Annotated in this window: 8 protein-coding genes; 1 reads left to right on the forward strand and 7 read right to left on the reverse strand. The window is 45.9% G+C overall.

Going from position 1 to position 12,846, the window contains the following annotated elements; all coding sequences use genetic code 11:
- Positions 1 to 138 precede the first annotated feature (138 nt).
- From pilO to MKX51_RS28495, 7 genes are all read right to left on the reverse strand, one after another.
- The gene (gene pilO, locus MKX51_RS28465) at positions 139 to 747 is read right to left on the reverse strand and encodes a type 4a pilus biogenesis protein PilO (protein WP_340994684.1); all 609 of its coding nucleotides are present in this window, start codon (positions 745 to 747) and stop codon (positions 139 to 141) included.
- Positions 734 to 2,332 (reverse strand): pilus assembly protein PilM, encoded by a 1,599-nt coding sequence (gene pilM / locus MKX51_RS28470; protein ID WP_340994685.1) that lies wholly within the window; start codon positions 2,330 to 2,332, stop codon positions 734 to 736. Before pilM ends, pilO begins: the two co-directional genes overlap by 14 nt.
- Positions 2,333 to 2,347: 15 nt before the next feature.
- Complete coding sequence (locus tag MKX51_RS28475; RefSeq protein ID WP_340994686.1) at positions 2,348 to 3,097, reverse strand: prepilin peptidase; 750 nt, start codon at positions 3,095 to 3,097, stop codon at positions 2,348 to 2,350.
- A 68-nt stretch (positions 3,098 to 3,165) separates the two neighbouring features.
- Positions 3,166 to 3,663 (reverse strand): type II secretion system protein, encoded by a 498-nt coding sequence (locus MKX51_RS28480; protein ID WP_340994687.1) that lies wholly within the window; start codon positions 3,661 to 3,663, stop codon positions 3,166 to 3,168.
- A gap of 97 nt (positions 3,664 to 3,760) precedes the next feature.
- Positions 3,761 to 4,966, reverse strand: coding sequence for a type II secretion system F family protein (locus MKX51_RS28485; protein WP_340994688.1), 1,206 nt, complete (start codon positions 4,964 to 4,966; stop codon positions 3,761 to 3,763).
- On the reverse strand, positions 4,966 to 6,015 hold the full coding sequence (locus MKX51_RS28490) for a type IV pilus twitching motility protein PilT (protein ID WP_340994689.1): 1,050 nt from the start codon (positions 6,013 to 6,015) through the stop codon (positions 4,966 to 4,968). Before MKX51_RS28490 ends, MKX51_RS28485 begins: the two co-directional genes overlap by 1 nt.
- 15 nt (positions 6,016 to 6,030) lie before the next feature.
- On the reverse strand, positions 6,031 to 7,695 hold the full coding sequence (locus tag MKX51_RS28495) for a GspE/PulE family protein (protein ID WP_340994690.1): 1,665 nt from the start codon (positions 7,693 to 7,695) through the stop codon (positions 6,031 to 6,033).
- A gap of 305 nt (positions 7,696 to 8,000) precedes the next feature.
- Here MKX51_RS28495 and MKX51_RS28500 point away from each other — a divergent pair, with 305 nt between their 5' ends.
- Positions 8,001 to 12,818, forward strand: a complete 4,818-nt coding sequence (locus MKX51_RS28500) for a DUF5057 domain-containing protein (RefSeq protein WP_340994691.1) — start codon at positions 8,001 to 8,003, stop codon at positions 12,816 to 12,818.
- The last annotated feature ends 28 nt before the right edge of the window (positions 12,819 to 12,846 follow it).

Here is a 12,846-nt window from a genome sequence, read left to right on the forward strand (position 1 = left end):
ATTACAATAGCCCGTAAGCTGTAATACCCAAACCACCCGGGGGTATAAACGGGTAATGGGGGAAAAGCGTAAAAAAACTCTGCCCTCCGGGGAAACGGGGGGCAGAGTTGGGAGAGCGGGAGATGCGAAGGATACAGCCTAATCACTAGACTTAGGCACCGTTGCTTCAAAGTATGCGGTAAAGGACACATTTGCTGTTAGGATACTGCCCGGTTTCATTCGGGTAGGGAATTCATAAGGCTTCTGGAAGGAGAAGGAGTCTACAGCAAGGATACGCGGCAGGTCATGTAACTGCTTCAACCATTCGTTAATCTCTGAGTAACTCCCTTGTACAATAGCAGCCATTTTGATTTCTCTCAAGCTGCCCACTGCCTCAGGGCTGATCCCGGTCCAAGGGCTAATTTCATTAGATTCTGTCAGCGAGAATCCGATATCCTTCAGTCTGGCATGTGAGCTGGTTCCAATCCGTTGTAAGGCCAGGATTAGCGCTTCGCTGTCATCTCCTTGAGGAATTCCTGCCAGTAGAGTATCCTCACTTGATTCTGTTCCCTGCTCTTCACTCTTAAGCGCGTTAATCTTATTTGTAAGAATCCCCTTCTCCTGCTCCAGCAAGGAGAACTCACTATCTTGCATAACTATATCGTTATTTACCGGGCGTATGGCGAACATATAGAAGCCAAACAAAATCAGGAACAGAACTAACAATGCCAGCACAATAGCTGAACGGTATTTATTAATTTGTTCCACTGCTGTCCTCCCCTCCTTCTGACGGACTCTGGGCCTGAGCACTTTGTTCCACTACGGGTACCATATTCACCCTGAAGACTGCGGTATATTTTGCAACAGAGTTGCCGGAATTCTCAGTGCCTTCTGTCAGCTTCTGAATGGAAGCCCCCTTGGAAAAAGACATCTCACGTAATGCAGTTAAGTAGACTGTACTATGCTCCATTGCCGTGAAATTCACCGACAGGATAATCTCGCTATGGTACGAATATTTAATATCTCTGATGACTCCGCCATAAGGAAGACTTGCCTCTAATTCATTCATAACAGCAGCAGCATCTGCACGGCTGGCAGACATGGCTTCAATGATAACCGAACGATCCAGCCCCCCGCCTGATGAGTTACGGCCGTTAAGTCCGGCTAACTCTGTCTGGAGCATGCCGTTCTGTTCCTGATAAGCCAATATTTGTTCGCCCCGCTCTGCATATTGTCCTTGAACAGAGGCATACAATACGCCCGAACCGACCACACCCAGAATCCATATTGCGGCTAAAGAGATAGCGATATAAGGAAATACAATCGTCTCACGGTCTTCGCGGGGCAGCAGATTAATGCTCCGGACCTTGCTGTCACGCAAAGCAGCTCCGGCAGCGGTCCTGTAATCATTAAGAGTGTTGTCCGGCTTCGCGCCTTGTGAGAATTGGTCAACGGCAATAGGGGCAATAGCCATCTCTGGAAGCGCGGCTTGAAGCTCCTCCTGTAACTGTACACGCATCTCTGGAGAGCCGGTAATCAGGATCTCTGAGATTCGCGTCGAGCCGTCATGCAGACTGTATTGATAGAAGCTGAGCATCCGGGAAATTTCCGCTGTAATTTCGACAACCTGTTCCGTAGAGAGGTGTTCATGTGACGTAGCCGCAACCTCTGCTTCAGCAAGAAATGGTATGTTCTCTTGTAGATTCACATGCTTCTCTTGCGACAGATCGACCAGATCTATGGTTCTCATGAATACAGGATGACCACTGCGGAACATATAGATATCCAGCAAAGATTGCTCCAGGTGAATCAACATCGTCTCACTGAACTCATGCCCATACCCCGCTACAATACTTCGGGCAAGCGCAGTGGCCGTTACTTCTACCGTCCTCACCCGCAATCCGGCATCCTCCAGAACATCCACATAATCCTGAACTACCTTACGCGGTGCGGCAAAAATGATCAACTGGCTCTGGTTCTCATCCTGTTCGGTAATTACATAATCATACACCGGGTTCTCGAACGGAAGATGAAGCCCGGTTTCAACCTCCAGCTTCACAAGCTGTTCTATCTGCTTCTCGCCCGTACTCGGAATCATCATCTTGCGGACAATCATTTGCGATGGAGGGATCGAAACATCAACTGCGCTGCCACGCATACCCTTTTGTTTGACCCATTGCTTCAACCGGTCCAGCAGAGCCTCCCTATCCGCGATCTGATTCTCTACAATCATTCCTGGGAGCAGAGGGATGAACCGCTTTTTATGAATCTGCTTGTTAGCTTTGAAACTTATATAGCGGATTCCAGTCTGCTCAATGGAGATCCCTGCTGCTTTGTGCCTTAATCCAATCATGCTATATAGTTCCTCCTAACGAATGAGCGCAAGATAACCGCTGATAAGATGTGAGCCGTATGCGAAGGCAAGCAGCGCCCCTGCTGCCAGCCACGGACCAAAGGGAATATGCTGTTTACGCTGGATTCTGCCTGTAAATAGCAAAGTGCCTCCAACCACAGTTCCTAACACACAGGCAAGCAGAAAGGCCAGGATCGTATTAGGGAACCCCAGCACCATACCAAGCAATGCCATCAGCTTCGCATCCCCCATCCCCATACCGCCGAACAAGACTAACAACAACAGAATACCACTGCCTGCGACTGCTCCCAGCAGATGAGAGACTAGCGTACCCTCGGGAAAGAGCAGCACTACTGTAGCTAGTATCGGGAGAAAAAACAGCAATACCTTGTCGGGAATTAACATAAACTTAAGATCAGACACTGTAACAATAACAGCTAGACTTACCAATAAGTATCCAATAATCCCCTTGCCCGTCAGACCGAATTGAAGGTAAATCCCTAGAAACAGCAAGCCTGTCGTCGCCTCACCAAGCATATATAACGGTGAGATCCTGCTCCCGCAGTAGCGGCAGCTCCCTCTGTTCAGCACATAACTTAATACAGGTATCAGATCCCTTGATCTTAGCTGTGTGTTGCAGCTTGGACAGTGAGAGGGCGGGCGCAGAAGAGATTCACCTGCCGGTATACGTAAGGCTACTACATTATAAAAAGAGCCCAGAATCAGGCCGATCAGCGTGATATAACTGGCTACAATACTCGTCATGGTTCAACGGTTCCTGTCTGGTGAATTTTAAAAAAGGAATCGGGAATTCCGATTCCTTGAAAAGTAAGTTATTTTAATTTTGACTCTAGGATTTGCTGCGCAGTAAATTTTTTCTCCACTGGAGTAGTAGAATCATCTCTTAACAAAACTGCATATCCAGAAGAATTATCAGCCAATTTTCCTTCTGAATAGTAAATTATCGAACCACTTACAATATTCTTCTTAGTACTAGGCAATACTAATGGAGTTTCTAAAAAACTCAATCCTTGGAGTCCTGTACCTGCGGCAGATTCGGTTGGAGCGGTACCTATAACTTGAATTGTAGCAGTACCAATCTTTCCATCCAACTCAGTCGTAATATACATACGCGAGGCCTCATAGACTTGACGGGCAGTCGCCAAATCTGCCTTATCTCCTGTATTATTAATTAGTCCGCTAATCATTGGAATAGCTATAACTGCTATAATCCCCATAATCACAATAACCGCCAGCAACTCAATCAGCGTGAACCCTTTTTCCTCTTTTACCGCCTTACCTAACCTCTTTCTCAGTGCCTGTACGAACATTGTAATTCCCCCTCAATAGTGGTGTAATCCTTGAACAGAACCGATCCTCTGCTATTTGACCGGCGTCACCCCTCTCAAATCATTCAGGATATTCCAATTAAATATTGCTGTAGATACTGAACATCGGCAGCATAATAGAGGCTACGATAATTCCAACCACTCCTGCCAAAAAAGCAATAAGCAGCGGCTCCAGCAGCGATTTCAGACGGTCCACTGTATTCTCTACATCCATCTCGTAGAAATCAGCCACCTTGGCGAGCATCTGATCCAGGGCCCCTGTCTCTTCACCAATGGCAATCATTTGTGTAACCAGCGGAGGAAAAACCCAGGCTTTCTTCAAAGGCTCAGACAGCGGCTTGCCTTGCCGGAGTGAGTCACTAGCACTATGGATATATCTGCCTATCACCTTGTTTCCGGCTACATCCTCCACAATCGATAACGATTGAAGAATCGGCACCGAACTGGCATATAGAGAAGAGAAGGTTCGTGTGAATTGCGCAATGGAGCCTTTTTGATTCAGCTTGCCGAATACCGGAATTTTGAGCTTGGCATAATCAAGCGCATAAGCTCCGCGTTCAGTGCGTTTAACTAACTGATAGACAGTAATGAGCAGTACTATTGCCAGCAACCAAATATACCACTGGCCTTGAATGCTTGTACTAAGTGCCAATACCATCTTGGTAATCGCAGGCAGCTCGGCATTCATTGACTCAAACATGCTGACGAACTGAGGCACAATCGCCCATAGAAGGTATACCACTGCCGCGATAGCCATAATTCCAACGGTAATAGGATAGGTAAGTGCTGATTTGATCTTCTCAGTGGTTGTATGCTGCTTCTCGAAATAGACAGCCAACCGCTCAAGCGTCCCTTCCAGATCACCGGTCTCCTCTCCTGCACGAATCATGCTGACAAAGAGCGGCGGAAAGATCTTCTTGTGATCCTGAATCGCCTGTGAGAATGCAGTTCCTCTTAACAGGCTGGAGTTTACATCCAACAAAGCTTTACGCAGAGGCTTGCTCTCTGTCTGTTCTGCTAATATTCGTGTAGCATCCACAATAGAAACACCGGCACGCATCAGCGTGGCGAACTGGCGGCAATAGATAATGAAATGGATGGTCTTGACCGGATTTCCTATGTATATTTCCATAGACAGGATGGTGGTTTTGCGTTCTACGAGCGAGAATACAGTCAGTCCGCGCTTACGAAGCTCCTCCATCGCTATGGACTTATCCGTTGCCGTGAGCTTCCCCTTCAGCTGCTTGCCCGCATGGGTCTTCACCTGATATTCAAACTGCGGCATCAGCTGCCCACCTCCGTGAGATAGGCCTTGGCAGCTTCCGGATGAATAAGTCCATACTGCAATTGTTCACGAATATTCATCTCAAGTGTATGCATCCCGAGTGAGCGCCCGGTCTGCATTACATTTTTGAGCTGGTGGGTCTTATCAGTACGGATCAGATTCGCTACAGCTGGCGTATTAATCAGCAGCTCCGTTGTGCTCAGCCTCCCCCGTCCACCCGCCCTCGGGAAAAGACGCTGTGAGAGAACCGCCAGCAGCACTGAAGCTAACTGGGAACGAATCTGACCTTGCTGGTGGCCTGGAAAAGTATCGATAATCCGGTCAACCGTCTGCGGGGCATCCGTAGTATGCAGCGTAGCCATCACCAGATGGCCGGTCTCCGCAGCCGTAACTGCTGCGGACATCGTCTCCAGATCACGCATCTCACCCACCAGAATTACATCCGGGTCCTGACGCAGCGCAGCCCGTAATCCGCTGGCGAAGCTCCCGGTATCACTTCCCACCTCACGCTGATCAATTAGGCATGTGCCGTGAGAATGTATAAATTCTATAGGGTCCTCAAGCGTCACGATATGCTTACGCTCTGTCCTATTGATATAATTCAGCATGGCGGCAAGTGTGGAGGACTTCCCGCTGCCAGTTGGCCCCGTTACTAATATTAGCCCCTGAGGCTTCATAGCAAGACTGGAAAGTACAGCTGGCAATGATAATTGTTCAAGCGTCGGAATCTCTAATGGAATTGCCCGCGCCGCTATGCTGACTTCCCCTCTTTGCTTATACACGTTAACCCGATACCGCACCCCATTGTCCAAAGGATACGAGAAATCCATTTCCCCAACGCTATGGAAGATTGCACTTTTGTCACTCCCAAGTAAGGTTTCCGCCATACTAAGAGATTCTTCAGGCGCAACGTTCTCCCCATCCAGCGAATGGAGCGCTCCGTCTATCCGGATTACTGGCGGAGAACCTACAGATATATGCAAATCTGAGGCTTTAGAGGTATAGGCCATATGCAGAAGTTGAACAATATCATGTTTGAATAATGGCATTTATACTCCCCCTATCTAATGCGATACAGTCTCACGCATAACTTCCTGTAAGGTTGTAATTCCTTTGGATACTTTGACGAATCCATCCTCTACTAACTGGATCATGCCCTGCTCTCTACCTGCTGCCCGCAGCTCCTCTATGGATGCAGAATCTGTAATAAGCTGCCGCAGATGATCATTGATGGTCAGCACCTCATGAATGGCAATCCGTCCGCGGTATCCTGTATTGTTGCAGTTACCGCAACCTCTGCCCCGATAAATGACCTCGGAAGGCAGGCCATAGCGCCTAAGCATTATCGACTCCTGCTCTGTCGGTTTATGCTCCTCTTTGCAATCCGGGCAGATTTTGCGTACCAGCCGCTGAGCGACTACCCCCAGCAGCGAGGAAGCAATCAAGTAGGGCTCAACGCCCATGTCACGCAATCTGGAAATTGTGCTAATGGCATCATTGGTATGTAATGTGGACAACACCAGATGTCCTGTAAGTGAAGCACGTACAGCAATCTCTGCAGTTTCAGTGTCCCGAATTTCTCCTACCATTACAATATTGGGGTCCTGACGAAGAATGGAGCGTAAGCCTGCGGCGAAGGTTAAGCCGATCGCCGGATTCACATGCACCTGATTCACGCCTTCCAGTTGATATTCCACCGGATCTTCAATCGTAATAATATTTGCATTCTCAGTATTTAATTGGCTCAGGGCGGAATACAAGGTGGTTGATTTCCCGCTGCCGGTTGGACCGGTAATCAGGAGTATACCGTAAGGCTTGCTGATCATATCTCTGAAGGCATCTGCGTTAAGGTCACTGAAGCCCAATGTATCTACAGACTTAACTCCTGTACTTAGGTCCAGGAGACGCAGTACAATCTTCTCACCATGCATGGTCGGCAGCGAAGATACACGTATATCTACCATCTTGTAGTCAAATTGCATTTTAATCCGGCCATCCTGGGGCAAGCGCCGTTCTGCTATATTCAATCGGGCCATAATCTTCAGTCTGGCGGTGATGAAGCCCTGCATTTGCTTGGGAATGATCCGCTCTGTCCGTAAAGTCCCGTCAATCCGGTAACGGATGGAGAGATTATTCTCACCGGGGTCTACATGGATATCTGAAGCCCGCAATGACACTGCCTGCTGAATCATCTGGTTGACCAGCCGCACAATCGGTGAATCCTCATCCGTAATCTCTGTTTCCTCTATCTCTTCCTGTGTTGGAAGCTCGACCATCATCTGGCTCATAGAGTCCCGCATGCCATAGTGACGGGCTATCGCTCTAGTCAACTCGTCCCGGCTGGAGATTGCCGGCTCAATCCGGAATCCTGTACTCATGCGCAAATCTTCAATAGCGAAGTAGTCCAAGGGATCTGCCATTGCCACCATCAGCTTGCTGCCTTCCTTCATGAATGGGAGCACTTGGTAGCGTTTGGCCATACTCTCGGGGATGATCTGTGTGATTGCCGGGTCAATCTGATATTTGAACAGACTTACGTGGGGGATACCTAACTGGAACTCAAGTACCTCTATGAGCTGTTGCTCAGTAATATAGCCTTGGGTTATTAGCAGATCCCCTAACTTCCGTTTGGTTTTTCGTTGCTCTATCAGCGCTTCTTCAAGCTGTTCTTGAGAGATAATCCCATTTTCTACTAGTAAATCCCCCAGCCTCTTCTTCATGATAGCCATATCTGTTTCACTCCAGAGCACTGTATTTTCCAACCAGGTATAAGCCAATCATTTGGTAATCAGCAACGCATAAAAATCATAGTTTTCATAAAATATTTCAAATTTTATAGTTAATTAGTCTCAATTTTATAGGTTTTTATGCACATCTTTTAATTGCCTATCTACTAAATATGTCCTAGAATGTATATAGCATAGAATGGATAATTTTACAATGGAAACCCGCCTAAAACTACGATCTCATACGGCAAAATAGAAGTTTATATGACAAATTTTGTGTTATTAATAATTATTGGGGAGAGATCACGATGGAGGTCTTGAAAAGAAAAAGACTGCTGCTTATGCTTATCCTTCCGTTGACCTTAATCTTGTTTGCTGTCATCTGGAGTATGGTATCAAGGATTGACGCTGATCAGAACAGTTATCCGGTTCGCCTGCTTGAAATCACGGAAGATGGTACAAGCCAGTTAACCTCCTTCAAGACCGAGTTTCCAGATTTCACAGTTGTAACCATGAGTATGAAACGTTTTGTCGCTTTACGCGATGATCTGGATGGGCAGTATGACGGTATATTTATAGGTAAAGGTACCTATAGTCCAGTAACCTTGGGAAACCTCAAGGATAAAGATGTCTCCGTGCGCTCCGCAGCTATGAACACCTCGTTAATTCAGAATGATATTACGCGCCTTCGTGTAGATGATATCAATAAGCTCTTTATTATGAAGGGCTTGTATGTGATTTTTCATGAACAGACTTTCTTAGATCAAGAGAAGCCTGAAGCCAGACAAGGAATCCTTTACGAAGCATTCAATCCCTTGCGCAGAACCTCAGCTTCGAAGAGTAACGTTCTCTTTTTGACTGATTCCGGAATTAAAGATTTTTTCAATAGATTGAAGACTGACAGCTCCAAGCTGAAACAACGCCCCCAACTGCAAATCACGAACAGTGACGAGATCCGCAATTATGTTCCAGCTTCTACAGGAGGTAAGATATATGCTCCCGGAGACAAATTGAAGTTCAACTTCAATGTCAGCAACACGACTGATCTTGCGAATCATCCTATGACCGCCAAGCTGTACATTAACCTTGATAAGTCTATTGCCATGGGCGAGCAGCAGGTTGTTGCATCTGTCAAAGTGAATAAAGCAAATGGTACGCTGGAGTACATTCTCCCACGGACATTCTCAGGACTGTTGTACTGGAAGCTTGAGATTAGTGACCCTACCAGCTTTGCGCAGCTAAAAAGCTATGAACGCGGAAGCATCCGTTACCGGAATGAGAAGACCGTTATACGAGTCCTGCAGATTACACCTCCAGGTTCCAATACAACTCCAATTCATGAGAGCAGTCTAAAAAAATCAATAAACATGAATCAGAACTTTTTAAGCAACGAGGATTACAAGCTGGATATTACTGTAATGAATATAGATGAATTCAATTATTATATTGAAAGCACCTTTGCAAATACACGTGAATATGGCCTTAATGGCGTATATGATATGCTATTGTTCGGATTCCGGGATGAATATTACTCGAAGACAATAATGAAACCCTTATCTATCACAGCAGTAAAGGAATTCATTAATGAATCCAAACAGAGCGCAATGTTCACACATGATACAGTCATCAATCTGTATGGAGGTAATACTTGGGTAGACAATTTCAAAGAGATTACAGGCCAGAAAGATCCGGTTGTTAACCTTGGTCATAATGCACTTAATCCATCAAAAAAAGTAACGCCGGTTAATGACGGATTGCTTATGCAGTACCCTTTTTATCTGAGTCAACAGACTAGTAGCGGTACCCAGAACAGTATTGGTGAACCCAAAGTAGCCAAGACACACAATCAGTACTTCACTCTGGATCTGGAAGACCGGACCGTTGTTCCCTGGTACAACATCATCAGCGAATCAGGTGATGCAACCAAACGGACTCCCGATGACAGCTGGAACCATTACTACACCTATTCCAAAGGAAACGTAACCTATTCTGGAACCGGCCATCTGTTTGGCTCTAATCTTTCGAGTAGCGAGTCTGTGTTCCCGGAGTGGGAACAGAAGCTTTTTGTTAACACGATGTACAGAGCATTTATGGGTGCTAACCACGCTCCCAGCATCACTGCATATTCACCTATTGAAGGGGCCATTATTCCGTCCTATCAAGATAAGCTGACTGTAAGCTATTCGGTAGCCGATCTCGATTTGAAGGACCGCACCCTGACCACTAATCTGAAATTCATCGTGAACGGAAAAGAATTGACCAGCCCGGACTATATGATCCACAACCGGCGTATAGGATCTGAAGAGACTATTACACAGACTTTCAAGAACCCTCTTAGCGAGAGTGGCAATATTGAAATCATGATCACTGCACAAGATGACCAGGGCGCCTCCGCTTCACCAGTCATCATCCCATTGACTGTGTCAAAGGTGGAGTCCTCTTTATCCATAAACAGAAGCCAATCCGCCACCAAAATAGGTCGGGACAAGCTGGTAACAATAGATTATAGCATTGCTCCAAAAACTTTAAGGCTAGAGGATGTTCAACCTCAATACCAAGGGAAAAACAACCTGTTAATTTCCGGCTTGCGCTATGATGAAAAATTCGCTCCAAATCTTGAATTTGAGGGAGAATCACTACCGCAAGGGTTCACCAAGACCGGAAATCTCAGTGAAGGTTACACTATAAAAGGAACTTTTGAGAATATCACTTTTCAGTTAACAACAATCGATGGTAAGCAGTACTATAAGCCGGTTAATCCTCACAGTACGTCTGACCCGCTTATATATAAATTCACCCTAAGCTTCAAACCTAAGGCAGCGGAGAAATATATACTTGATAACTCCAGCATTATGTTCGAGGATATCCATGCCCCCGCAGAATCTGTACCTACGGCAGTACCTACAGCGGCTCCTACTGTTGCAGCAACACCGACTCCGACACCTACTCCGGCTCCTGTTCCAACTGTAGCACCTCCGGTGTTCCCGGGTTCTACAGCGCCTATTTCGGCTCTGGGGGTTGCTAAGGATTATTCAGTGTATATCCTGGAGGATATTGATTATTCATCTACTTCTTTTCAGAATAAAGCACGTACAGCAGCGGGTGGTAATTTTACAACTCCAAATCTGACCTTGGGTGGAAATTTACCTGAAAGTGAATCAGGAGCAACTCTTGTAGTCGGCGGTAACATAAACTGGTCATCTAATAACGGAAGTATGCGAGGCAAAGCGTATTACGGAGGCAAAGTAATTGCTGTTGCAGAAGCCTACAAAAATAAGTTTTTCCTTGATACATCACTGCCATTTGCCCAAGTTAACCAGCATTTAAAGAATCTCTCTAGCTATTTGGGCCATTTACCAGGCACTAATGTTACCTCCGTCTTAGCAAACGGCAGAAATGACTTTACTCTTAGCGGAACAGACCCAAATCTAAATATTTTTAATGTTACTCTCAAGGATAGCTCTAAATCTATCAGTGCTGTGAACATAAATGCACCAGCCGGTTCTACAGTAGTTATTAATATATCAGGCAAATCAGCAAGCTTTGGTAACGGCTCTATTAATCACGGGAATGTTGCCAATGATCACATTATCTTCAACTTTTATGAAGCTGAATCTCTTGTCTCGCAATATTATGCTATAGATCAGTCGATTTTGGCTCCTTTAGCAACACTCTCATTAACAGGAACTTATAATGGAACAATAATTGCTAAAAAACTGCAACCTATTGGTGGTGGAATTGATATCGGGGGTGTAAATCCCTTTAGCGGAAATTTGCCTGAAATGCCTGCCGCAACCACAGCACCAACCGCAGTCCCTACAGCGACTGCTACACCTGTAGCTACAGTAACAGTTACACCAGTACCTACTGCTAGTGCCACGCCAACCGTGATGCCGACAGCTACGCCAGTTCCAACAACTGTGACTATGAAGTTTTTAGCTGTTAATCTGGAAGTGATTATTGAGATTACTTCAATTACGGTGCACGATGAAGACATACTGGTTGATCAAAAGTTATCGCTCCCGTCAATCACAACTATTCTGCCTGACGACGTAGATGCGAAGGACCGGACTCTTCAGTGGACAATCGTAAGCGGCAAAGATTTCATTAAATTCATAAGCGACGGTATGATCCAAGCAATTGCGCCGGGTGAAGCAGAGATTCAAGCCTCAGCTCAAGATGGAAGCAAGGTTGTCAGCAATATAGCCAGAATTACTGTGACAGCACCTATTCCGCCTGAGCCGATACGCACCATTGAGCTTACCGGAGATATTTCAGGAACTGCCAATACCCCAATTAATTTGAATGCTGTATACACCAGTAATCCAGTTGAGACGGATATAAACTATAAGTGGACTGCCACAGATGGGAATGGCACCAACGTTAATCAATACCTGACAACGAGTGGTCCAACTTCACCTACAGGAACCTTTAATGCACCGCAGAGTGGGATCTATACTATCACGGTAACTGCATACAGCAACAGCAATAAGGCTGGCTCCCCAGCCACCAAGATCATTACCATCACCAACCCATTAAGGGACTTTACTATTGATAGTGCTGATAGTGTTTTTGTTGGCAAATTCATTGAGATGAGTATAAAGGACTTCGCTCCTGATAACGCAGATGATGCTTTCGATATCCATTGGAGCTTAGTGGGAGATGGTGCTCAGTATGCAAGCTTAACCAAAGCCCCAGACGATACGGATGACACTAAGTATATTTTAACTGGTATCAAGGCAAAGGATACTGTCACTGTTTCAGTCACGGCAGGAGGCATTACTAGGATTAAGAAAATTAAGATCGAACCTCTGGTTCTTACGGATATCCAGTTTACGGGGACTATAGTGGAGATGAACGTTGGCGAATCCAGACCACTGGACCAGCTTCTCTGGTTCTCGCCAAGAGAGATTACTCTGAATGATGTTCGGGATCAATTGGATTGGACAAGTACTTTCTCTGGAATTGCCTCCTTCCAAACTCCTGTTACCGTAGACAATCGGGGGATAATCCATGCACATAAAAGTGGAAGTACGCTGGTAACTGTACAATATGTTAACAACCCCCTAATTAAGACAACCATACTCGTCAAAGTATATCCTCTCGATACGGATGACCGTTACTAGGGGAAACTAAATAACAATATTAAAAGGA

It is taken from the genome of Paenibacillus sp. FSL M7-0420 (assembly GCF_038002345.1).
Taxonomy (GTDB): Bacteria; Bacillota; Bacilli; order Paenibacillales; family Paenibacillaceae; genus Paenibacillus_AQ.

Bases quoted from the DNA above. Each gene is read 5' to 3' on its own strand.
- pilM (WP_340994685.1), bottom strand. From the start codon at position 2,332: ATGATTGGATTAAGGCACAAAGCAGCAGGGATCTCCATTGAGCAGACT.
- MKX51_RS28475 (WP_340994686.1), bottom strand. From the start codon at position 3,097: ATGACGAGTATTGTAGCCAGTTATATCACGCTGATCGGCCTGATTCTG.
- MKX51_RS28480 (WP_340994687.1), bottom strand. From the start codon at position 3,663: ATGTTCGTACAGGCACTGAGAAAGAGGTTAGGTAAGGCGGTAAAAGAG.
- MKX51_RS28485 (WP_340994688.1), bottom strand. From the start codon at position 4,966: ATGCCGCAGTTTGAATATCAGGTGAAGACCCATGCGGGCAAGCAGCTG.
- MKX51_RS28490 (WP_340994689.1), bottom strand. From the start codon at position 6,015: ATGCCATTATTCAAACATGATATTGTTCAACTTCTGCATATGGCCTAT.
- MKX51_RS28495 (WP_340994690.1), bottom strand. From the start codon at position 7,695: ATGGCTATCATGAAGAAGAGGCTGGGGGATTTACTAGTAGAAAATGGG.
- MKX51_RS28500 (WP_340994691.1), top strand. From the start codon at position 8,001: ATGGAGGTCTTGAAAAGAAAAAGACTGCTGCTTATGCTTATCCTTCCG.